This is a genomic window from Naumannella halotolerans (assembly GCF_004364645.1).
Taxonomy (GTDB): domain Bacteria; phylum Actinomycetota; class Actinomycetes; order Propionibacteriales; family Propionibacteriaceae; genus Naumannella; species Naumannella halotolerans.
The window spans coordinates 753746-776340 of record NZ_SOAW01000001.1; the positions used below are offsets into that span (position 1 = coordinate 753746).

At 69.2% G+C, this 22595-nt stretch carries 23 protein-coding genes; 15 read left to right on the forward strand and 8 right to left on the reverse strand.

Annotated features, from left to right (window positions below):
• Nucleotides 1-7 precede the first annotated feature (7 nt).
• The 8 genes from CLV29_RS03560 (at nt 8) to CLV29_RS16120 (ending at nt 7798) form a co-directional block, all read left to right on the forward strand.
• Nucleotides 8-916 carry a site-specific tyrosine recombinase XerD gene (locus CLV29_RS03560; RefSeq protein ID WP_133753674.1) on the forward strand — a complete coding sequence of 303 codons (909 nt, stop codon included), beginning with the start codon at nt 8-10 and terminating at the stop codon, nt 914-916.
• Between the two features lie 223 nt (nt 917-1139).
• Nucleotides 1140-2048 carry a ParA family protein gene (locus tag CLV29_RS03565; protein ID WP_133753675.1) on the forward strand — a complete coding sequence of 303 codons (909 nt, stop codon included), beginning with the start codon at nt 1140-1142 and terminating at the stop codon, nt 2046-2048.
• 14 nt (nt 2049-2062) lie between these two features.
• A complete protein-coding gene (locus CLV29_RS03570) occupies nt 2063-3010 on the forward strand; it encodes a segregation and condensation protein A (protein WP_341799712.1) in 948 nt (315 codons plus the stop codon).
• Nucleotides 3007-3987, forward strand: coding sequence for an SMC-Scp complex subunit ScpB (gene scpB / locus CLV29_RS03575; RefSeq protein ID WP_133753677.1), 981 nt, complete (start codon nt 3007-3009; stop codon nt 3985-3987). Before CLV29_RS03570 ends, scpB begins: the two co-directional genes overlap by 4 nt.
• Nucleotides 3980-4723 (forward strand): pseudouridine synthase, encoded by a 744-nt coding sequence (locus CLV29_RS03580; protein WP_133753678.1) that lies wholly within the window; start codon nt 3980-3982, stop codon nt 4721-4723. Before scpB ends, CLV29_RS03580 begins: the two co-directional genes overlap by 8 nt.
• Complete coding sequence (pafA, locus tag CLV29_RS03585; RefSeq protein ID WP_243831702.1) at nt 4720-6207, forward strand: Pup--protein ligase; 1488 nt, start codon at nt 4720-4722, stop codon at nt 6205-6207. Before CLV29_RS03580 ends, pafA begins: the two co-directional genes overlap by 4 nt.
• Before the next feature lie 275 nt (nt 6208-6482).
• Entirely contained in the window at nt 6483-7526 is a 1044-nt protein-coding gene (locus CLV29_RS03590) for an FKBP-type peptidyl-prolyl cis-trans isomerase (RefSeq protein ID WP_166649116.1), read from the forward strand.
• 98 nt (nt 7527-7624) lie between these two features.
• A complete protein-coding gene (locus CLV29_RS16120) occupies nt 7625-7798 on the forward strand; it encodes a hypothetical protein (RefSeq protein ID WP_166649117.1) in 174 nt (57 codons plus the stop codon).
• Between the two features lie 514 nt (nt 7799-8312).
• Here CLV29_RS16120 and CLV29_RS03595 read toward each other — a convergent pair.
• The 4 genes from CLV29_RS03595 to gluQRS are packed head-to-tail and all read right to left on the reverse strand — an operon-like array spanning nt 8313 to nt 11314.
• Nucleotides 8313-9008, reverse strand: a complete 696-nt coding sequence (locus tag CLV29_RS03595) for an energy-coupling factor transporter transmembrane component T (RefSeq protein ID WP_133753680.1) — start codon at nt 9006-9008, stop codon at nt 8313-8315.
• Nucleotides 9005-9682, reverse strand: coding sequence for an energy-coupling factor ABC transporter ATP-binding protein (locus CLV29_RS03600; protein WP_133753681.1), 678 nt, complete (start codon nt 9680-9682; stop codon nt 9005-9007). The genes CLV29_RS03595 and CLV29_RS03600 overlap by 4 nt, the downstream gene beginning before the upstream one ends.
• A 1-nt stretch (nt 9683) precedes the next feature.
• On the reverse strand, nt 9684-10292 hold the full coding sequence (locus CLV29_RS03605) for a biotin transporter BioY (protein ID WP_133753682.1): 609 nt from the start codon (nt 10290-10292) through the stop codon (nt 9684-9686).
• A 20-nt stretch (nt 10293-10312) separates the two neighbouring features.
• Nucleotides 10313-11314 carry a tRNA glutamyl-Q(34) synthetase GluQRS gene (gluQRS, locus tag CLV29_RS03610; RefSeq protein WP_341799713.1) on the reverse strand — a complete coding sequence of 334 codons (1002 nt, stop codon included), beginning with the start codon at nt 11312-11314 and terminating at the stop codon, nt 10313-10315.
• Nucleotides 11315-11323: 9 nt separating this feature from the next.
• On the opposite strand from gluQRS, the gene CLV29_RS03615 reads away from it, so the two are divergent.
• The 7 genes from CLV29_RS03615 to CLV29_RS03645 all read left to right on the forward strand — a co-directional run bounded on the left by CLV29_RS03615 (nt 11324) and on the right by CLV29_RS03645 (nt 18633).
• Nucleotides 11324-12289 carry a helix-turn-helix transcriptional regulator gene (locus tag CLV29_RS03615; RefSeq protein ID WP_133753683.1) on the forward strand — a complete coding sequence of 322 codons (966 nt, stop codon included), beginning with the start codon at nt 11324-11326 and terminating at the stop codon, nt 12287-12289.
• Entirely contained in the window at nt 12286-13284 is a 999-nt protein-coding gene (locus tag CLV29_RS03620; RefSeq protein WP_133753684.1) for a helix-turn-helix transcriptional regulator, read from the forward strand. Before CLV29_RS03615 ends, CLV29_RS03620 begins: the two co-directional genes overlap by 4 nt.
• Before the next feature lie 12 nt (nt 13285-13296).
• A complete protein-coding gene (locus tag CLV29_RS03625; RefSeq protein ID WP_133753685.1) occupies nt 13297-13548 on the forward strand; it encodes a hypothetical protein in 252 nt (83 codons plus the stop codon).
• Between the two features lie 19 nt (nt 13549-13567).
• The gene (locus tag CLV29_RS16945; RefSeq protein WP_133753686.1) at nt 13568-13837 is read left to right on the forward strand and encodes a twin-arginine translocase TatA/TatE family subunit; all 270 of its coding nucleotides are present in this window, start codon (nt 13568-13570) and stop codon (nt 13835-13837) included.
• Between the two features lie 34 nt (nt 13838-13871).
• Nucleotides 13872-14720: a twin-arginine translocase subunit TatC gene (tatC, locus tag CLV29_RS03635; protein WP_133753687.1), complete on the forward strand. Its 849-nt coding sequence runs from the start codon at nt 13872-13874 to the stop codon at nt 14718-14720.
• 28 nt (nt 14721-14748) lie between these two features.
• Nucleotides 14749-15663, forward strand: coding sequence for a diacylglycerol/lipid kinase family protein (locus CLV29_RS03640; RefSeq protein WP_133753688.1), 915 nt, complete (start codon nt 14749-14751; stop codon nt 15661-15663).
• Between the two features lie 63 nt (nt 15664-15726).
• Nucleotides 15727-18633 carry a DEAD/DEAH box helicase gene (locus tag CLV29_RS03645; RefSeq protein WP_133753689.1) on the forward strand — a complete coding sequence of 969 codons (2907 nt, stop codon included), beginning with the start codon at nt 15727-15729 and terminating at the stop codon, nt 18631-18633.
• Nucleotides 18634-18673: 40 nt separating this feature from the next.
• Here CLV29_RS03645 and nagB read toward each other — a convergent pair whose 3' ends face one another.
• From nagB to CLV29_RS03665, 4 genes are read right to left on the reverse strand one after another with little or no spacing between them, the layout of a single operon-like run.
• A complete protein-coding gene (gene nagB / locus CLV29_RS03650; RefSeq protein WP_133753690.1) occupies nt 18674-19465 on the reverse strand; it encodes a glucosamine-6-phosphate deaminase in 792 nt (263 codons plus the stop codon).
• A gap of 58 nt (nt 19466-19523) precedes the next feature.
• Nucleotides 19524-20753 carry an N-acetylglucosamine-6-phosphate deacetylase gene (gene nagA, locus CLV29_RS03655; RefSeq protein ID WP_133753691.1) on the reverse strand — a complete coding sequence of 410 codons (1230 nt, stop codon included), beginning with the start codon at nt 20751-20753 and terminating at the stop codon, nt 19524-19526.
• Complete coding sequence (locus CLV29_RS03660) at nt 20750-21700, reverse strand: DeoR/GlpR family DNA-binding transcription regulator (RefSeq protein WP_208292740.1); 951 nt, start codon at nt 21698-21700, stop codon at nt 20750-20752. The genes nagA and CLV29_RS03660 overlap by 4 nt, the downstream gene beginning before the upstream one ends.
• A gap of 12 nt (nt 21701-21712) precedes the next feature.
• The gene (locus CLV29_RS03665) at nt 21713-22594 is read right to left on the reverse strand and encodes an ROK family protein (protein ID WP_208292741.1); all 882 of its coding nucleotides are present in this window, start codon (nt 22592-22594) and stop codon (nt 21713-21715) included.
• Nucleotide 22595: the final 1 nt, after the last annotated feature.

Consider the following 22595-nt stretch of genomic DNA (forward strand, 5'->3'; position numbering starts at 1 on the left):
CATCGCCATGACTCCGCCGGTGCTGGTCCGGTCCTTCCTCGACCATGTGATCGTCGAACGTGGCCTTTCGCCGAACACCGCCGCCGGTTACCGTCGCGACCTCGATCACTACCTGGCCCATCTCGAACGCGCCGGTGTGACCGATGCGGAGGCGATCACACCGCAGCACATCACCGCCTTCGCAGCAGATCTGGCCGGTCGGTTCGCCCCGTCCAGCGTCGCGCGCGCCGTCGCCGCGGTACGCAGCCTGCATCGCTTCGCCGTCACCGAGACGATCACCAGCACCGACCCGGCAGTCGAGGTGAAACCGCCGAAGCTTCCCCAACGATTGCCGAAGGCCCTCCCGGTGGACCAGGTCCAGCGGCTGTTGGACACCCCGGACACCAGCACGGTCACCGGTCTGCGGGATGCGGCGCTGCTGGAACTGCTCTACGGCACCGGCGCCCGGGTCTCCGAGATCGTCGACCTCGATGTCGACGACCTGACCGCACCGTTGGAGGGTGCCGGTGGATTGCGGTTGATCGGCAAGGGCAACAAGGAGCGGATCGTGCCGCTGGGCAGCTACGCCCGAGCCGCCGTGGAGGCGTGGTTGGTCCGCGGACGACCGGTCTGGGCAGCGAAGACGACGGCCGGGCCACCGTCGCTGCTGTTGAACAGCCGGGGGAATCCGCTCACCCGCCAGCTCGCCCATGCCGTACTGGCACGGGCAGGGGAGGCGGCCGAACTGCCGGTGACGATCAGCCCACACACCCTGCGCCACTCCTACGCCACACACCTGCTGGACGGTGGCGCCGATGTCCGGGTGGTGCAGGAGTTGTTGGGCCACGCCTCGGTCACCACCACCCAGCTCTACACCCTGGTCACCGTCGACCACCTGCGCGAGGTCTATCTCAGCGCCCACCCCCGGGCACGCTGAGCCTGCCTGTCTGCTTCTCGGACGATCCGATTTGCCGAGCCGCCGCTCGGAGTCAGCCGGCGAAGACAGCGCTGCACAACCTGCCCGGACCCGGCGGACGCCGCCCGCATTCGAGCCTCCGGCTGACGCTCCGTCCCTGCGTCCCATGGTGGGTTGGACGGCAGACGATAGGGTTGCACCCGAACACAGCACGTCCCGCACCGGCTGCGGGGAAAGGCAGGACATGGAGACGGTTCCAGGTGACCCGATCGCGAAGCTGATTGCGAACGGGATCGGCCCGGTCGACGATGACGGCCTCGGCCCGACCGGTCGGCCGTTGCCCCATCTGAAACTGCCGGAGCCGCCGCCGCAGCCGACCAAGGGCATCGTGATCGCGATGTGCAACCAGAAGGGTGGGGTCGGCAAGACCACCACCACCATCAACCTCGGCGCGGCGCTGACCGAACTGGGGCGCAAGGTGCTGCTGGTCGACTTCGACCCGCAGGGCTCGCTGTCGGTGGGACTGGGGATCAACCCGCACACCCTCGGGGAGAGCATCTACAACCTGCTGCTCGACGACGAGACCGAGCTGTCGGAGGTGCTGACACAGACCCCGGTCGCCAACATGGACCTGCTGCCCAGCAACATCGACCTGTCGGCAGCAGAGATCCAGCTCGTCTCCGAGGTCGCCCGCGAGTACACCTTGTCCCGGGTGCTGGAGCCGCTGCGCCACGACTACGACGTGATCCTGGTCGACTGCGCGCCCTCGCTCGGTCTGCTGACGGTGAACGCGCTGACCGCCGCCGACTATGTGGTGATGCCGCTGGAGTGCGAGTACTTCGCCCTGCGCGGGATCGCCATGCTCACCGACACGATCCGCAAGGTGCAGAAGCGGCTGAACCCCGACCTGAAGATCCTCGGGGTGCTCGGCACGATGTTCGACGCCCGTACCCTGCACAGCCGAGAGGTGCTGGAACGTGTCGTCCAGGCCTTCGGTGAACAGGTCTTCCACACCGTCATCCGGCGGACGGTGAAGTTCCCCGAGACCACGGTCGCCGGGGAGCCGATCACCACCTATGCCAGCTCCTCGGCCGGCGCCAGTTCGTACCGCACTCTGGCGCTGGAAGTGCTGCAGCGATGCAAGGCCAACTGAATCCGGAACCCGCCGTGTCGGACCAACAGTCCCCCGAGACCCCGGACCCGGTGCAGTCGGCACCCGCAGGGCCGACGCCGGACGCCGAGCAGCCGGGACCGAACGACGGCAACACCTTCGTCGTTCGGCTGACCAATTTCGAGGGTCCGTTCGACCTGTTGTTGCAGCTGATCGCCAAGCACCGGCTCGACGTCACCGAAGTCTCACTGTCCAGGGTGACTGATGAGTTCATCGCCCACGTGAAGGCCCTCGGCAGCACCTGGGACCTCGAACTCACCAGCAACTTCCTGCTGGTCGCAGCCACCTTGTTGGATCTGAAGGCCGCCCGGCTGCTGCCGCAGGGCGAGGTCGAGGACCCGGAGGACCTGGCGCTGCTGGAGGCCCGGGATCTGCTGTTCGCGCGGTTGCTGCAGTACCGGGCGTTCAAGGAGGTCTCGTTCTGGATCGCCGAGCGGTTCAGCTCCCAGGCCCGCCGGGCCCCGCGCCCCGGGGGACTGGAGGACCAGTTCGCCCGGTTGTTGCCGGAGGTCCAGCTGCGGGTCACCCCCGAGGACCTGGCCCGGCTCGCCGGGCGGGCGATGGCGCCGAAGGAGGTGGCCGAGGTCTCCTTGGCCCATCTCCACGGTGCCCAGGTCAGTGTGGTCGAACAGTCCAGGATCGTGGTCCGGCGGCTGCGGCAGCAGCGGCGGCTGACCTTCGCCGACCTGATCAGCGACGCCCCGGACAAGCTGACCGCGGTCTGCCGTTTCCTGTCCCTGCTGGAGTTGTACCGGGAGAAGGCGGTCAGCTTCGAACAGCCCGATCCACTGGGACGGCTGGAGATCGCCTGGACCGGTACCGATGCCGGTGAGGTACAGGTGACCGATGAGTTCGACGCCCCGCCCGCCGGGGACGGTGAACCGGCCCAGACGCCGCCCACCGATGCCCAGCAATCGAAGGAAACACCAGGAGGCGATCGATGAACCCGCCCGAAGATCCACGACAGACCGATGCCGCTTCGGCATCCGGGACCGGCGCGGCGGCACCCGGTGAGACGGCGCCCGGTGAGACGGCGCCTCCCGAGGCGGGTCGCGTGGCCGAGCCTGCGCACGCAGAAGCGGTGGGTGAAGACCTGACGGACCAGAGCCCGGCGGACGCTGACGCTGCGGGGGACAGCGGTTCGGCCGGTACGGAGGTCAGGGTCGGTGCCATCGAGTCCGAGCAGCAGGCCGACCTCGGCAACGGGCCCACGGCCGAGGAACTGAGTGGCCCGATCGAGGCGCTGTTGCTGATGGCCGAGGCGCCGCTGCCCAGCGCCGACCTCGCCGCCTCGCTGCGTGCCCCCGTACCCGTGGTGGAGGAGTGCCTGAAGCAGCTGGCGCGCTTCTACGACGAGACCCGTCGCGGCTTCGCGCTGCGCCATGTGGGTGGTGGTTGGCGGTTGTGGACCCGGGCCGAACATGCCGAGGTGCTCGGCCAGGCTGTGCTGGAGGGCCAGACCGCCCGGCTGTCGCAGGCGGCCCTGGAGACGCTGGCCGTGGTCGCCTACCTGCAGCCGGTGTCCCGTTCCCGGGTGGCGGCGGTACGTGGGGTCAATGTCGACGGTGTGATGCGTACCCTGCTGGCCCGCAACCTGGTGGCCGAGGTGGCTGCGGCCACCGGAGCCGGGCAGGCAGCACTGTTCGGCACCACCGATTACTTCCTGGAGCGGATGGGCATGGCCGATCTGTCCGAATTGCCGGCTCTGGCCCCGTACCTGCCCGATGCCAGCGACCTGGAGGCCGAACTCGGGCGCCTGGCCGGCACCGATCCGGGCGCGAGCGCGCCGATCGATTCCGACTCGGCCGAGACGGCAGCACAAGTTGATCCCGAGGCGGATAATGGGGGAGTCGATCCCGCGGACCCGGCTCCACCGACAGGTCCGGTGACCCCGACCAGTGAGGACGAACAGCATGACTGAAACAGAACCCAACGCGGCGGGGGTTCGCCTACAGAAGGTGCTGGCAGGCGCCGGTCTCGCCTCCCGCAGGGCGGCCGAGGAGATGATCGCCGAGGGACGGGTGGAGGTCAACGGTGAGCTGGTGATCGAACAGGGCCGCCGGGTCGACCCCGAGACCGACGTGATCCGCGTCGACGGTTCACGGATCCCGCCGCCACGTCGTCACCGCTACCTGGTGTTCAACAAGCCCCGTGGCGTGGTCACCACCATGGACGACCCGGAAGGGCGCCGGGCGATCACCGACTATATCGAGTTCAAGGAACGGATGTTCCACGTCGGTCGACTGGACGCCGAGACCACCGGCTTGTTGATCATGACCAATGACGGTGAGTTCGCCCACCGGCTGAGCCACCCCTCGCACGAGGTCGCGAAGACCTATGTCGCCGAGGTGGTCGGGATCGTCGACCGCTCGACGATCAAGCGTCTGGGCAACGGGATCGAACTGGAGGACGGGCCGATCCGTCCCGATCATGTCTCGATCGTCTCCACCGGCGCCGACCGGACGATGGTGAAGGTCGTGTTGCATTCGGGTCGCAACCGGATCGTCCGCCGGATGTTCGAAGCGGTTGGGCACCCGGTGAAGAAGCTGTCCCGCACCGCGATCGGACCGGTCCGGCTGGGACAGATGCAACCCGGTGACTTCCGCGAACTCAGTCGCGAAGAGCTCGGCGCGCTACTGGACAAGGTCGGGTTGTGAGCACCGAGGCGGTGACCAGGCGCCCGGGGCTCGATCGGCGGATCTTCGGCATCGAGACCGAGTACGGCGTCGCCTGCACGGTACGCGAGGGTCGCCGCCTGACCGCCGATGAGATCGCGCGGGCGCTCTTCCGTACCGTGGTCGCCTGGGGGAAGTCCAGCAATGTCTTTCTCCGCAACGGATCCCGCGTCTATCTCGATGTCGGTTCCCATCCCGAGTACGCCACCGCCGAGTGTGACGATCCGCAGAGCCTGCTGGCGCACGACCGGGCCGGGGAGCGGATCCTGCACGATCTCAGCGTCCAGGCCACCGAGCGGTTGACCGACGAGGGGATCGACGCCGACATCTACCTGTTCAAGAACAACACCGACTCCCACGGCAATTCCTACGGCTGTCATGAGAACTACCTGGTCGAACGCAGCAGCGACTTCTCCGCCTACTCCGATGTGCTGGTGCCGTTCCTCGTCTCCCGGCAGTTGATCTGTGGTGCGGGGAAGGTGCAGCCGGGCGGGGCGTACTCGATCAGCCAACGCGCCGAGCACATGTGGGACGGGGTCTCCTCGGCGACCACCCGCTGCCGACCGATGATCAACACCCGGGACGAGCCGCATGCCGATCCCGAGCGCTACCGGCGGCTGCACGTGATCGTCGGCGATGCCAACCTGAGCCAGACCACCACCTTGTTGAAGGTCGTCTCCACCGATCTGGTGCTGCGACTGATCGAGTCCGGGGTGGCACTGCGTGACCTCGGGCTGGAGAACCCGACCCGGGCGGTCCGCGACATCGCCACCGATCTGAGCGGGCGACGCCCGATCACCCGGGCGAATGGGCAGACCATCACCGCCCTGGAGTTGCAGCAGCACTTTCTCGAGGCGACCTCGGTGCTGCTGGGTGATCAGGTAGAGGAGACGCCGGCGATCAAGCGCAGCGTCGACCTGTGGCGCCGCTGCCTGACGGCGATCGAGACCGGTGAACTGGGGGAAGTCTCGACCGAGATCGACTGGGTGATCAAGAAGACCCTGCTCGACCGGTACGCCCGACGCAACGATCTGCCGCCGGAACATCCCCGGCTGGCCCAGTTGGATCTCGCCTACCACGACATCGCTCCCGGCCGGGGGCTGTTCCGGATCCTCGAGGCGCGCGGTGATGCCGCCACGGTGATCGACTCCTCGGCGGTCGACGAGGCGATGCGGATGCCGCCGCAGACCACCCGTGCCCGGCTGCGCGGCGAGTTCATCGCCGCCGCTCAGGCGGCCAAGGTCGACTACACCGTCGACTGGGTGCATCTGAAGGTCAACGATCCCGCGCCGCGGGCATGGTCCTCGCCCCGACCCAGTCCCGCCGGCGGTAGTTGGTCGAACACCACCGTGCTCTGCAAGGACCCGTTCGCCGCGACCGACGAGCGGGTGGACCGGTTGATCGCCTCCATCACCGAGGGCGCCGGTTCGGCCGATGCCGGCACCGCGGATCCACCGGCGGTCTGAGCGGGCGCCGAGTACACACGCGCGCTGATCCCCAGCCGGGATGGGTGGCGTGGCCACAAGGTGGTCGCGGGTTGGATCGGAGAGACAACCGCCGCCGAACTCGCCTTGGTCAGCGCGAGGTGTGCGAATCCCGGCCGTACTGCATGCGAGGGCGGTGTGAGAACGTCGCATCCCGATCAGAAGCATTGCCCTTCCGGCGGCCGAGGTCAGGGCCTTCGCGTGGCCACGGTTTGTCGATGCGGCCATGTTCAGGTTCAGCGGGTAGCCTTCCGCGGGTGCGTACGATCATGACATCCTCACCGGTCCGGCCGCTGGCACGGGTGCGCCGCCTCGCCCTCGGCGCGGCCGCAGTCGCGATCTTCGCGGCGGGTTGCGGAGAGGCCGAACCGGCAGCGAACCCGAACGAACCGGATCCGACGGTCGCCTCCGCCGCACCGACGGCCGAGCCCTCGGCCGAGGAATCCGCCTCCCCGGAGCCGACGGTCGAGCCCGCGGACAACCTCGACGGCATCGAGGTCAGTGACGGTGAGACTCCGGAGGTGACGATCTCCGAGACGCCCTGGACGATCGACGAGACCCGTACCGAGGTGCTGGACGAGGGCGACGGGACGACCGTCACGGCCGAGTCCACCGTGGAGATCAACTACGTCGGCGTGAACGGCCGTACCGGCGAGGTCTTCGACTCCTCCTACGAGGCCGGGCAGTCCGCGACCTTCCCCCTGACCCAGGTGATCACCGGCTTCCAGAAGGGCCTGACCGATCAGAAAGTCGGCAGCCGGGTGCTGATCGCGATGCCGGGTACCGACGGTTACGACGCCTCGGGCGGATCCGGTGACGGCACCATCCAGGTCGGCGACACACTGGTCTTCGTGGTCGACATCCTCGATGCCTCGCTGACCGGTCCCGAAGGTGAGGAGCAGTCGGCGCCGGAGGGCATGCCGACGGTGGACGAGGCCGATGGCGCGGTGACCGTGGAGATCCCGGACAGCGAACCGCCGACCGAGCTGGAGACCGCCACCCTGATCAAGGGCGAGGGCAAGGAGGTCGGCGAGTCCGACCAGGTGACGGTCAGCTATGTCGGATATTCCTGGCGGACGAAGGAACAGATCGACTCCGGCCAGAACGAGGCGACGACCTTCGACGCGGTGATCCAGGGCTGGGGTGAGGGTCTGGTCGGGCAGACGGTCGGCAGCCGGGTCGAACTGGTGATCCCGCCGGCGCTGGCCTATCCCGACGGCAACCCGACGGCACCGACCGTCGAGGCCGGGGACACCCTGGTCTACGTCGTGGACATCCTCTACAGCCAGTCGCCGGCCTGAGCGAGCCAGTCGCCTGGGCGCCGCGGACCACACCCGGGGGTGGAAAGCTCCTGAGCGAGCCGCCCCGACAACTGAGACAGCACCGGTCCCCGTGGCCGGTGCTGTTTCGTTTCCCTCGGATCATCACGCGCCACGGCGAGATCATCACGCGCCACGGCGAGATCATCACGCGCCACGGCGAGATCATCGCGCGCCACCGCGGAGGCAGTGGACCAGGCATGTACAAGACAAACGTCACACTCGATTCCGAATCGTCGGCGGAAACCCTTTGATGGTGCGGGCGGCTTCGGGTCTCGGGTGATCGAGTGTGACGTTTGTCTTGCGGAGCTTGCCGCGGCCCGTGGGACTAGATGGTTTCGGAGAGCCGTTCGTGCTTGCAGGGATCCGTTCGATACTCATGGTGCGCCCGGTGTCGGCCCGGGCCGAGGGCTCAGGCCGCGACCAGTTCGCCGCGAGTGGTGTCGGCCGATGCGGTAATACCCGGTGGCCTTCAGGTGATGCAGCCGGTGCGGTGATGCCCGGTGGCCTTCAGGTGATGCAGCCGGCACTCGGCGCCAGGTGGTGCCGGCTCTCGGGGCATGAACAAGACAAACGTCACACTCGATTCCGATCCGTCGGCGGAAACCGTTTGATGGCGCGGGCGGCATCGGGCCTCGGGTGATCGAGTGTGACGTTCGTCTTGTGTTGTTGCCGCGGCCCGCGGGTTGGGAGTTCGGGGTCGTCCCGCCGGAGCCGACACCTCCGCCCGCGCGGGCTGGTTGGCTGCAGTGGCCCCTCGCCCGATTCTCAGCCCACCGTCGGCCGGCCGGAGTCCGACCCGGCTCGGTCGAGTCCACCCCGGGCGATCAGCGCCTCACCCATCGCATCGGCGAGACGGATCGTGTGCACCACGGTGTTCACCGTCAACCCGGGCAGTCCCCGCAGACCGGCAGCTGCACCGCGGGCAGACCGGGCCTCCCTTGCCCGATGCAGACCGTCGGCGACCAAGGGAATCGCCCGAATCGTCAGGGCGACGGCCAACCCGATCCGTTCGGCCGGTACGCCGAAGCGCCGCAACGGGGAGAGAACGCCGGTGACCACCTGCAGCAGCTCGCTCACCCGGGTGGTCGCGGTGACGGCCCAGGCAGCCAGCAGCAGACCGACCAGCCGAGCGGTCATGCCGAGGGCGGCCGGCCAACCGTTCACCCACCACTGGACGGCCGCCAGGGCGACCACCAGCACACCCGCGCCGACCGCCACCGGACGAAGCATCGCCACCGGGAGCCGGGCCAGCGTCCAGACGAGCGCCCCGGCCAGCAGGACGAAGAGACTCACCCACAGTTGCGCCCCGAGCCACGGCGGTGCCGGCCGGACCTGGGCCGGCCCCATCGCCGGTGCCAGCCCGGTGAGAATCCCCAGCAGCAGCAACCCCAGCAGTTTCGGTCCCGCACCCATTCGGTGCAGTACCGACGAACCCGGGTGATACAAGCCCAGCAGATTCATCGCATCAGCGCGTCGTAGTACGCGATGGCCGCGGCCGGGTCGGCATCGCAGACCACCCGGCCGGCCTCCAGCACCAGCACCCGGTCGAAGTCGGCCAGCAGTTCCGGGGTGTGGGTGACCACCACCTGTTGCTGGTCGAGTGCGGCCAGGGTCGCAGCCAGCCGTCGCACATTGCGCAGGTCCAACAAGTTGGTCGGTTCATCGGCGATGAGTACGGCCGGCTCGGTGAGCAGGATGGCGGCCAGCGCCAGAACCTGCTTCTGCCCACCGGAGAGCAGATGGCAGGGATGGTCGGCATGGTCGGTCAGTCCCCAGCGTTGCAGGGACGCCTCGACGGCGGCGTCGATCTCGGCCCGGGGTCGTCCCCGCAGGGAGAACGCCAGGTCCTCGGCGACGGTCGGCATGATGATCTGTTGATCTGCATCGGAGAACAGGAAGCCGACGAGTCGGCGTACCTTCGCAGTTTCCCGGCCGACATCGTGGCCGTGCACCCGTACCGTCCCCGATCGGGGACGGGCCAATCCGTTGATGCAGCGGACCAGGGTCGACTTGCCCGAGCTGTTGGCGCCCAGGATGCCGATCCGCCGTTCGCTGAGCTGCAGGGTGAGCTCGTGCAGGACGGTCCGTCCACCGAGGCTGACCTCGACCCGGTCGAAGTCGATCGAGGCAGCCACCTCAGCGGCGGTCGAAGGCCTGTGGGAGGGCCCGGACCACCCCGACGGTGATCAGCGAGGCGAGCACGATCTTGATCAGATCACCGGGGATGAACAGCGCCATACCGGAGACGACGGCCGTGTCCCAGGGCAATCCGGTGACCACCTTCATCACCGGCAGGCCGACGGCATAGACCGGGACGAGGCCACCGATCAGCCCCGCGAGCACGAATTCCGCGACAGCCCGGCCGCGGCCGATCCGGCGATCGACCAGCCGGTCCACGATCCGACGCGAGAGCAGACCCACCACCAGTGCGCTCAGGACGAAACCGATCAGGAATCCGCCGGTCGGGCCGACGAAGAGCCCGAGACCGCCGCGCATCCCGCTGCCGACGGGAAGACCGATGGCGATCAGCAGCAGGTACAGGCCGACGGCCGCGACGCCGAGTTTCGGCCCCAGCAAGTAGCCGGCCAGCAGGACGCCCAGGGTCTGCAAAGTGATCGGCACCGGTCCGACCGGTACGCCGGGCAGGATCGACAAGGCGGCGATCAGGGCAGCGAAGACCGCCACCCGGACCAACGAGCGGGCTGCCGAGTCGGAGTGGGTGCTCGGTACGGGTTCAGCGTTCACAACGAGTCATTGAACACCATTCAATTCCGGTCTGTCAGCAGGCCCGGTTCCACGACCCACGGGGTACGGGGTAGCGCATCGGGGTCGAACCGTCGCAACAACACCTCGGCGCTGACCCGCTCACCGGGGGCGGCGATCCCCAGCGAACCGCCGAGCAACCCGAGCATCCGCCCACCGTCGACGCCCAGTTCCCGCATGGTCACCGCACCGTCGCGCTTGGCCAGCCGCCGACCCTCGGCGTTGACCACCAACGGAACATGGGCATAGACCGGTTGCTTCCCGCCGAGCTGCCCGGCCAGCCAGGCCTGCCGCGGCGCCGACGACAACAGGTCATCGCCGCGGATCACCTGGTCCACTCCGGAGGCGAGGTCGTCGACCACCACCGCCAGGTTGTAGGCCCAAGTGCCGTCATTGCGACGGAGGACGAAGTCGTCGACAGGCCCGGAGAACTCACCGTGCAACCGGTCCTGGACGGTGCAGACGGTGCCGCTCGGCACCCGTACCCGCAGGGCGGCCGGGCGTTCGCGGCGTCGCCGTGCGCGTTCGTCCTCGGACAGGTTCCGGCAGGTTCCCGGGTACGGGCGGTACCCGTCGTCATGCGGCGCCTGGGAGGCCTCGGCGATGTCGCGCCGCGTGCAGAAACACTCATAGGTCGGCAAGCGGCCCGCCGCCTGTGCATAGACCGGATTGCGTTCGCTCTGCCACCAGATGTCGCGGTCGTGATCGAGACCGAGGGCGGCCAGATCGGCCAGTTGTCGCAGCGCCACCTCCGGCGCCGCGGCGACCCGGGCCTGGTCGAGGTCCTCGACTCGCAGCAGGAAGTCCCGGTCGGTGCTGCGGGCGAACAACCAGGCCAGCAGGCCGGTACGCAGGTTGCCCAGGTGCAGGTCCGAGGTAGGGCTCGGCGCGTACCGCCCGGCGCCGCGGCCGATCGGGGCCTCGGCACGGTACGGTGGCGCCTGGACCTGATCGGCGGTCGCCGGATCGCCGTCGGGGTCGTCGTCGGGGTTGAGGGGAGGCACGTCGCCAGCATGGCAGTCAGCAAGTCCGAACGCATGCTCAACCTGACCATCTGCCTGTTGTCGACGAGGCGCTTCCTCGGGCGTGAGCAGATCCGCCAGGCCGTCGCCGGTTACGCCGACGCGGGTGATGCCGCCTTCGAGCGCACCTTCGAGCGGGACAAGGACGAGTTGCGGGCGCTCGGCGTACCGATCCAGACCGGTTCCAACGACCGCTACTTCGACGACGAGGTGGGCTACCGGATCGACCCCGCGAGCTTCGAGCTGCCGCCGGTGGAACTGTCGGCGGCCGAGGTCTCGGTGGTGGCCCTGGCAGCGCAGGCCTTCGACGCCGCCGGGGTACGCGAATCCAGCCAGGGCGCACTGGCCAAGCTGCGCGCCGCCGGGGTGGATGTGGACCAGCCCACCGCGTCGGGGGTGGCGCCCTTCGTCTCCGCCCGTGAACCGGCCTTCGAACCGTTGTGGGAGGCATTGGTCGAGCGGGTCGCCGTCCGCTTCGACTACCCCGACCGGAACACCAACAAGCGGGCCAGGCGGACCGTCGAACCGTGGTCGATCACCTCTCGCCGTGGTGGCTGGTACCTGGTCGGCTTCGACCGTGACCGCCAGGACCGGCGGGTCTTCAAACTCTCCCGGATGGGGACGGTCAAACCGTTCGGCAAGCCGGGTGCCTTCGTGATCCCCGAGGACGCCGATCTGTTGCGCGTGGTCACCTCCGAGGTGGGGCCGCAACGCACCGCCCGGCTGGCCCTGCGTCCCGGTCGGGCACCGGCCCTGCGGCGCCGCGGTACCGAGACCGGGGAGCGGGTCGCCGACCGGGAGGTGCTGGAACTGGCCTTCGACAATTCCGCGGACCTGGTCGCCGAGGTGGCCGGACACGGCCCGGATGTGCTGCTGCTCGACCCGCCGGATCTGCGGGAACGGGTGATCGCCCGGTTGGAGGAGAGCGCCGCCAGGCGGAATGGGGTGAGCCGATGAGCGCCCGCGACCAGGTGGGGCGGATGCTGGCGCTGGTGCCGTATCTGCAGGCCCGTCCGAATGCCCCGCTGGCGGAGGTGGCCGAGCACTTCGGCGTCAGCCCCGAACAGTTGCGCAGCGACCTGAGCGTGTTGTTCATGTGCGGCCTGCCCGGGATGATGCCCGACGACCTGATCGAGATCGACATGGATGCCGTCGACGGTCGCGGTGTGATCAACCTGAGCAATGCCGACTACCTGTCCCGGCCGCTGCGGTTCACCCCGGCCGAGATCACCCCGCTGATCCTCGGCCTCGATCTGATCCGTGAACTCGCCGGCCCCGAGGTCACCACGGTGGTCGACAGTGCGGCGAGGAAACTGCGGCAGGCAGCCGGCGAGGCTGCCTCGGAGGCGGGACGGCTGACCGTCACCGTGCTCGGTGCCGACGCACCGGTACGCGGACAGCTGAGTGAGGCGATCGAAGCCGGGGAGCGGCTGCGGTTGACCTACGACTCCGAGTCGCGCGCCGAGCGGACCGTCCGGGAGGTCGATCCGGTCGAGATCAGCACCCGCGACGGTTTCGCCTACCTGGAGGCGTTCAGCCTGCAGCCCGAGGGCTGGCGTACCTTCCGGTTGGACCGGATCGTCGATGTCCAGCGCACCGGTGAGCCGGCGCTCGACCATCCCGACCGGCCGGCACCGGCCGCGGACTGGGCACAGGCGCTGGCGGCTGCCGATCGGGTACGGCTGCGCCTGGCGCCGTCGGCCAGGTGGCTCGCCGAATACCACGTGGTCGAGGACCTGTCCGAAGGGCCGGACGGTTCGCTCGATGCCACCTTCGCCATCGGTGACCCGCACTGGCTCACCCGGTTGTTGTTGCAATGGGGGGCACAGGTCCGGGTGCTGGAGCCCGCCGACACCGAGCTCGAGGCGGCCGAGGCGGCCGAGGCGGCCGAGGCGGCCCTGGCCGCCTACCGCGCAACGGACCCGTTGGGCGCCACCGAGGCGACGGGTTAGGCTGACCCCGTCATGTTCTGGATCCTCCTGTTCGCCGCCATCGCCGTGATCGGCATCGTGGTCACCGTGATGCTGCTGCTGCGGCTGTACCGCAAGTTCCGGGCGTTGCTCGGATCGGTGGACCGGTTCGGAGCCACCGTGGCCGAGGGGCTGGACGCCCTGGCCCGGATCGACACCGCAGCTGTCCTCGACCCCGACAACCACCGAGGGTCCGGGTTCGAGGTCGTACACTCAGACACAGTGCGGGCCGACTGGTCCCGCTGATCCGAATAGAGGTTTGAAGATGGCACCACTGATCGGCACCCCGAGCGTATGGACGTTGCTCATCATCCTGGCGCTGGCCCTGCTGCTGTTCGGCGGAACCCGGCTGGCCGGTCTCGGCAAGAGCACCGGCAAGGCGATCCGGGAGTTCAAGGAGGAGACCCGCGGCCTGGGCAATGAGGGCTCCGGGCAGACGGTGAGCGCTCCGGTCGAGCCGGGCCGGACCACCGAGGCCGGGCCGGTCGACGCCGAACTGGTCGACCCGCCGAAGAACCCCAACAACGACCGCTGAGCGGTCGGCGAGCAGCTCTCCACACCTCTTCCCGATGACCGCCACGAACGGCGGGGTGAAGCGACGGCGGTTGACCCCGTCGTGGCTTCGGCCCCCGACACCGAATACGCCCGACGGCAGCATGACGCTGGTCGAGCACCTGCGCGAACTGCGCTACCGCGTGGTCGTCGCGGTGGTCGTCATCATCCTCGGCACCATCGGCTGTGCGATGTTCTACGACCAGCTGTTCGGTGTGCTGATGGTGCCTTACGAAAGTGCCATCGCCCGCCTCGCCGAACAGCATCCGAACCTGCAGACCTCGGTCGTCACCCAGGGGGCCACGGCACCGCTGCTGCTGGCGATGAAGATCAGCGCCCTCGGCGGGGTGATCGTCACCTCCCCGCTGTGGTTGTACCAACTGTGGGCCTTCATCGTTCCCGGGCTGCTGGCCAAGGAGAAGCGCTGGGCGGTGATCTTCCTCGCCCTGGCCGTACCTCTGTTCCTCGGCGGGGTCGCCCTGGGGTACGTGATCATGCCGTTCGCGATCTCGGTCATGATCGGCTTCACCCCCGAGGGTGCGAACATCACCAACCTGTTCGAACTGCAGGAGTTCCTCGGGTTCATGATGCGCACGATGCTGGTCTTCGGCGGTGCCTTCCTGGTGCCCCTGGTGCTGGTGCTGCTGAACATCCTCGGGGTGGTCACCGGCGCCCAGTTGGCCAAGGCACGCAACTACATCATCTTCGGCAGTTTCGTGATCGCCGCCCTGGTCACCCCCGGTGACCCGTTCTCCATGATCGCCCTGGCGGTCCCGCTGTCGGTGCTCTTCATCGGCGCCGAGGTCTTCGCCCGGGTCAACGATCGCCGACGGATCCGGCGGGGCGAGCTGGTGGTGCCGGAATGAGACCGCCGTCGACGGCCCGGAGGTCTGCATGAGCAGACGCCGGATCTCCCTGCTGGCCAATCCGTCGGCGGGGCGTGGTCGAGCCGCGAGCAAGATCAGCCAGGTATGCGATGCGCTGGCCGCTGCCGTACCGGACGCCTCGGTGCACCTGCTCGACGCCGGCGACTTCGCCCAGGCCCGCGCAGCCGGCGCCGAGGTGATCGCCGGAGCCCAGCCGGGTGAGGAACTGGTGGTCATAGGCGGTGACGGAATGCTCGGGATGGGGATCGATCTGGCAGCCGACAGCGGGGTCCCGGTCGGGCTGATCCCGGCCGGCACCGGCAACGACATCTGCCGCGGGTTGGGCGTACCCCTGAAGACCGCCGATGCGGTCGCCACCATCGCCCATGGACCGGTTCGGGCGGTGGACCTGATCGAGGTCACCGGTGCACTCGCCGACGGGCAGCACCGGCATCATGTCGGCAGCATCGTCGCCACCGGATTCGACGCCCGGGTGAACCGTTGGGCGAATCGCAGCAACCTGCCCATCGGGGCGCTGCGCTACACCGCCGCACTGATCGGCGAGATCGCCACCTTCCATCCGATCAACTACCGGTTGACCATCGACGGCCGGGTCCGCGAACTGCCGGCGATCCTGGTCGCCGTCGCCAACACCCCCTTCTTCGGCGGTGGTATCGCGATCGCGCCGGGAGCAGACCCCCACGACGGCCTGCTCGATGTCACCGTGATCCACCCGGTCGGGCGCCTCGACCTGATCCGGTTGATGCCGAAGCTCCCGTCGGGGCGTTTCACCCATCATCCGGCGGTGGAGCGGTTCCGGGTGGAGTCCTTGGAGGTCGACGGCGAGGAGGTCTTCGCGATGGGCGACGGGGAGGAACTCGGCCCCGGTCCGGTCCGGTTGCGGGCCGCGCCCGGTGCGCTGCGGGTCCATCTGCCCGCCTGACCGCCCGTTCCGGTGACGCATTTCGGTCGCCGCGTGGCTGCGGGCCGCTACGGTGGAGGCACCATGGCAGATCTCGAGCGGCCCATCGAGCCCGACGACGACGCGAACCACCAGGACCCGGGCGACCAGGCCGTCCCCGAGTTGGGGGAGGTCGGTCGGGCCTTCGCCGATTCCTTCGACTTCAGCCTCGACGACTACCAGTTGCAGTCGATCGCCCACATCGAGGCCGGCTCCGGGGTGCTGGTGGCTGCACCGACCGGTGCGGGAAAGACGGTCGCCGGGGAGTTCGCCGTCGCACTCGGCCTGCAGCAGGGCCGGAAGGTCTTCTACACCACACCGATCAAGGCCCTGAGCAACCAGAAGTTCCACGACCTGGTCGACCGCTTCGGCGTCGAGCGGGTGGGCCTGCTGACCGGCGACACCTCGATCAACTCCGAGGCGCAGGTGGTGGTGATGACCACCGAGGTGCTGCGGAACATGATCTATGCCCGTTCGGCCACCCTGCGCAATCTCGGCTTCGTGGTGATGGACGAGGTGCACTACCTCGCCGACCGGTTCCGCGGGGCGGTCTGGGAGGAGGTGATCATCGGCCTGGCCGACTCGGTGCAGCTGGTCGCACTGTCGGCCACGGTGAGCAATGCCGAGGAGTTCGGTGAGTGGCTGACCGAGGTACGCGGTGACGTCCGGCTGGTCGTCTCCGAGCGCCGACCCGTACCGCTCTACCAGCATGTGATGGTCGGGCGTACCCTGCACGACCTGTTCGCCGACGAGGCGCCGACCGCGATGCCCGTACCGGGCGGGCACAGTGAGGTCAATCCGGAACTGGTCAGCATCGCCAAACAGGAGTCGCGGGTGGTCCGTGACGACTCCCGGCGCCCGCGCGGACGCAGCGGACGGGGCAAGGGGGGACGCGGCGGCGGCCGTACCTCGGCCTACGGCGGCGGTGCACATGCCGACCACCGGATGAAGTTGCCGAAGCGTTTCCAGACCCCGCGCCGCAGCGATGTCGTCGGCGCCCTCAGCCGGGACAACCTGCTGCCGGCGATCGTCTTCATCTTCTCCCGCGCCGGTTGCGATGCCGCGGTCCGGCAGCTGATGCAGGACGGGATCCGGCTGACCACCAGCCGGGAGCGCACGCGGATCCTGTCGATCATCGACCGGCACATCGTCGGGCTGGCCGATGATGATCTTGCCGCGCTCGGTTACCAGCAGTTCCGCAGTGCCCTGGCCAGTGGCATCGCCGCGCACCACGCCGGGATGTTGCCGGCCTGGAAGGAGTGCGTCGAGGAGTGCTTCGTCGAGGGGTTGATCAAGGTCGTCTACGCCACCGAGACCCTGGCGCTGGGGATCAACATGCCTGCCCGCAGTGTGGTGCTGGAGAAGCTGGTCAAGTTCAACGGCGAGGGCCATGTCGACATCACGCCGGGGGAGTACACCCAGCTGACCGGGCGCGCCGGGCGCCGGGGCATCGACACCGAGGGGCATGCCGTGGTGCTGTGGCAGCCCGGTTTCGACCCGCGGGCGGTGGCCGGGCTGGCGTCGAGGCGTACCTATCCGTTGCGCTCCAGCTTCGCCCCGACCTACAACATGGCGGTGAACCTGATCGGCGCGGTCGGTCGTGACCGTACCCGTACCTTGCTGGAGCAGAGTTTCGCCCAGTTCCAGTCCGATCGATCGGTGGTCGGACTGGCCCGCAAGGTGTCCCGCAATGACGCCGAGATCGCCGAACTGTGGGCCAAGGCCGAGTGTGAACTGGGGGACTTCGGCAGCTACGCCGAACTGCGGGAGGAGATCTCGCAGTTGGAGACCGAGGCCGCCCGGAGTCGGCGGGCCGACCGGCGGGCCGAGGCCGAGGTCTCACTGCAACGGTTGCGCCCCGGGGACATCGTCTGGGTGCCGGCCGGGAAGCACACCGGGTGGGCAGTGGTGATCGATTCCGGGCCCGGTGACCAACGGCGGGGACCGCGCCCGCTGGTGCTGGGTGAGGACCGGCAGGTCCGGCGGCTGGGAGCCGACGACTTCCCGACCCCGGTCGAAGCGGTGAGCCGGGTACGGGTGCCCAAGCGCTTCTCACCCCGGGACGCACAGTCCCGGCGCAGCCTGGGGGCGGCGATGTCGGCCCGGCTGGCCGAACTGGACGGTGACGTCGAACGGTTCCGGCCCGGAGCGATGGACGCCGAGGTGGCGCAGCGGATCAGCGACCTGCGCGAGCAGCTGGCGCACCATCCGTGTCACGCCTGCCCCGAGCGGGAGACCCAGGCCCGGTGGGCCGAGCGCGCCCTGCGGTTGAGCGCGGAGGACCGTCGGATCAGGCGGAAGATGGAGACCCGGACCAACACCATTGCGGTCCGCTTCGACCGGATCTGCCAGGTGCTGTCGGCCTTCGGCTACCTCGACGAGCACGACCGGGTGAGCGCCGAGGGGCGGATGCTCGCCCGGATCTACAACGAACTCGACCTGGTCGCGGCCGAGACCCTGCGGACCGGGGTACTGGACGAGCTCGGCCCGGCCCAGCTCGCGGCGGTGCTGTCGATCCTGGTCTACGAGGCGCGCCGCTCCGACGACCGGCGCCCGGTCTGGCGACTGGAGGACCCGGCTGCCGAGGACGCCATCGAGCAGGTTCAACGGTTGCACCGGCAGGTGTCACTGGCCGAACGTGACGCCCGGCTCGAACGCGGGCCCGATGTCGACGCCGGGTTCGCCGCAGCCACCTTCGCCTGGGCCTCGGGGATCGATCTGGCCGAGGTGCTCGGGATCACCGGGATGACCGCCGGCGACTTCGTTCGTTGCACCCGGCAGGTGATCGACCTCACTGAACAGATCGGCAATGCCGCAGGCTCGATCGGCAAGGACGAGGTGCGCAGCACCGCCCGGTCGGCGGTCGGCGCGCTGCGTCGGGGCGTGGTGGATCTGACCGCAGAGGTCGAACAGGCAGAAGTCGAACAGGCGGATACGGAACGGGCCGAGTGAGGCCTCGGCGGACGACGAGGCGGCACCGGCGACCCGCGGCTCAGTCGGTTCGCCGCTCGGTCTCCCAGAGCCGCCGTTGGGAGTCGGTGTAGCGGTAGTAGTCGGCCAGCTCGAGTTCGGCGGCCGCAGCCTCGTCGACCACCACCGTCGCCCGCCGGTGCAGTTGCAGCACCGAGCCGGGCCACAACGCCTGCACCGGACCTTCGACGATCCGGGCGATCGCCCGCGCCTTGGCCGTACCGGTTGCGACCAGCACGGTGGTGTGGGCGTCGAGGATCGTGGCCAGCCCTTGGGTCAGGCACTGCCGCGGTACCTGGTCGGGGTCGTCGAAGAACCGTGCATTGTCGGCCCGGGTACGGGCGGTGAGCGTCTTCACCCGGGTGCGGGAGGCCAGTGAGCTGGTCGGTTCGTTGAACCCGATGTGGCCGTTGGCGCCGATCCCGAGCAGCTGCAGGTCGATCCCGCCGGCGGCGGCGATCCGGTCCTCGTAGTCGGCGCAGGCAGCGTCCAGGTCGAGCGCCATGCCGTCGGGTACGTGCACCCGGCTCGGGTCCAGGCCCAAGGGTTCGGTGACGGTCTCGGCGATCACCCGGTGATAGGACTGCGGGTGATCGCCGGGCAACCCGACGTACTCGTCGAGGGCGAAGGCGCTGACCCGGCTGACATCCAGCCCGGCGGCCACCTGCTCGCCCAGCACCCGGTAGGTCTGCTGCGGGCTGGAACCGGTGGCCACCCCGAGCACGGCGTCCGGATGCTTGTCGATCATGGACGCGATCCGCCCGGCGGCGAAGGCGCCGACCTCTCGCTCATCGGCGAGGATCACCACTTCCATCAAGTCCCTCCTCCGGTACCGGCCCGTCGGGTCGGTGTCGTTCGTCGTCGTCGGCCGTTCAGCCGACGCGTACCCCATCGGCGATCACGGCGCAGACCTGCAGGTCGGCATCCAGTCCCACCAGGTCGGCGCGCCGGCCCACCCGGACCGCTCCGTGGGTGTCGGCCAGACCGAGCACCCCGGCCGGGACGCCGGTGGCTGCCGCGACCGCCAACCGAAGGGGTACACCGGCGGCCACCGCCACCCGGATCGCCTTGTCCTGGGTGAGAGTGGAACCGGCGATGGACCCGGTGTCGACCAAGCGGGGCAGGCCGTCGGTGACCACCACGCCGAGATCGCCGAGTTTCCAGCGTCCGTCCGGCTGGCCGGTGGCGGCCATGGCATCGGTGATCAGGGCGACCCGCCCGGGTGCGGTGTCGAACAGGAAGCGGACCATTCGCGGATGGACATGCTCGCCATCGGCGATCACCTCGACGTTCACCCGTGGATCGTCCAGTGCGGCAGGCAGGATGCCGGGGGAGCGGTGATCGAGACCGCGCATCCCGTTGAAGGCGTGGGTGATCAACCGTGCGCCGGCGGCGATCGCGCGTACCCCTGTCTCGTAGGAGGCATCGGTGTGGCCGAGGGCGACCACCCATCCGTGCTCGGACAGGGTCCGGATCGCGGTCATCGCGCCGTCCAGCTCCGGGGCCAGGGTGATCATGGTCCGCAGGTCACCGGCAGCATTGCTGAAACCGGTGATCAATTCGGGCTCGGGTGGGCGCAGCAAGGTCGGGTCATGGGCGCCGCGTTTGTCATGGGACAGACAGGGGCCCTCGAGGTGCACCCCCAGGATCTGCGGATCCGCCGCGGCTGCGGCGCGAATCACGGCGATCCGCCGGATCAGGTCCGCCGGCCGGGCGGTGACCAGGGACAGCATCGATGCGGTGGTGCCGTGGCGCAGATGATGTGCGCGGGCCGCGATGATCGCTTCCAGCCCGTCGTCATAGGCGCCGCCGGCAGCACCATGGCAGTGCAGATCGACGAACCCGGGCACCAGGTGCGCGACCTCCATGGTCGCGGTGGCCGGCGGTGCCGATCCGGTGCCGATCCGGGTGATCATCCCGTCCGCCACCCCGACCCAACTCGGACCGAGGTCCGTACCGTCGGTGATCAGGTTGCCGCGGATCAGCAGGTCGAGCCGGGACTCGCTGCCGGTTGCCGGAGCTGCCGCGGGGGCGCCGTCCTCGACCGACCGGCGGGCTGCGCCCTCACCCGACAGCTCCCGGTCGCCCGAATCGGAGTTCATGCGATCAGCACGTCCAGACCGAGGGAGTCCAGCAGCGCGCGCTGATCGGTGCTCAGGCCGTCATCGGTGATCACACCCCGGTACCAGCCGAGCTCACCCATCCGGGCGAAGGCGCGGATGCCGATCTTGGACGAATCGGCCAACAGCCAGGCCTGTTCGGCGCGCAGCGCCATCTGACCGTTCACCCGGGCCTCGGCCTCGTCATGAACGGCTGGACCATCGGGCCCGATCGCGTTCGTACCGAGGAAGGCGATGTCCAAGGACAACTGCTGCAGCAGTTGATCACTGTAGGGGCCGACCAACTCGTACGAACTCGACTGCACCACGCCACCGGTGACGACCACCCGGATGTGCTGGCGGACGGCCAGCTGGGCGGCGATGTTGATCGCATTCGTGACCACGGTGAGCTTCCGGGAGGCAACCGACAGATCGGTCCGGACCGCCAGCGCGGAGGCCAGGGTGGTGGTGGTCGTACCGCCACTGAGGCCGATCCGGGCACCGGGGGAGACCAGGTCCAGGGCTGCCGCGGCGATCCGGGACTTCTCCGTCGCGTGCTGTTCGCGTTTGTACCGCAGCGGCAGGTCGTAGGCGACCGACTGGGCAGTGGCGCCGCCCCGGGTACGGGCCAGGAGGTGACGATCGGCCAGCATCTGCAGGTCGCGGCGGGCGGTCGCCGGGGAGACGTCGAAGGTCTCCACGATCTCGTTGACCTCGACCGTACCGGCCTCCCCGAGAAGGTCCAGGATCGCCTCCAGCCGGGTCTGCCGATCGAGTCCGGCACGTGCAGCGGTGTCACCCGGCCGGCCGGACCGGGTTCGATCGGCCTGGGTCTGCTCGGCCTGGCTTTGCTCGGCCTGGCTTTGATCGGCCTGGGTTTGCCCGGACCGAATCGGATCGGAGGCGGTCTGATCGGAGTCGGGTCGGTCCACCGAATCGGTCATGGACATCGAGGCCACTGATCATCGTCCCTTCGCTGCGTCCCTGGCGAGTTCGGCGGCACCGATCATCCCCGCGGTCGCCCCGAACCTCGCCCCCACGATACGCGGGATCCGTTGCATGGTGAGGCGTCGTTCCACCGCGTCACGCAGCGGCGCGAACAAGACTTCCCCGGCCAGGGACAGACCGCCGCCGATCACCACCAGTTCGCTCGGCAGCAGCGACTGCAACTGCCCGATCCCGGCGGCCAGGGCCTGCACCGCCCGGTCCCACACCGCGGCCGCATCGGGGTCGGTGTCGATCCGGGTGCTGATCTCGGCGGCGCTCGCCACCCGGCCGGTACGGGCGGTGTAGGTCCGGCCGATCGCCGCGGCGCTGGCGATCGCCTCCAGACAACCCCGGCCGCCGCGGACGCAGGATGGTCCCCCCTCCTGCACCACCGAATGACCGATCTCACCGACCCCGGCACGGTTGATCACCCGGCCGTCCTCGATCAGCGAGGCCGCGATTCCGGTACCGACCACCACCACCGCGGCATGGGCATGGCCACGGGCGGCACCGTGGCGGTGCTCGGCGTAACCGGCTGCGGTGACGTCATGCCCCAGAGCCGCCGGCAGTCCGGTGTCGGCGGCCAACCACCTGCCGAAGGGCACCTCGGACCAGTGCAGGTTCTCGCTGTGCACGGCGACACCGGTGGCCGGGTCGACGATCCCGGGGACGACCATCGCGGTGGCACCGATCCGGTGATCGGTACGGGCTGAGGCGACGAAGTCGGCCACCAGCCGGCGCAGAGCCGTGACGTCCCCGACCGGGGTCGGCACCGTGGTCGAGGACAGCAGCTCGGCATCCTCGACGACTCCCAACTTGGTGTCGGTTCCGCCCACGTCGGCAACAGCGGTGATCACG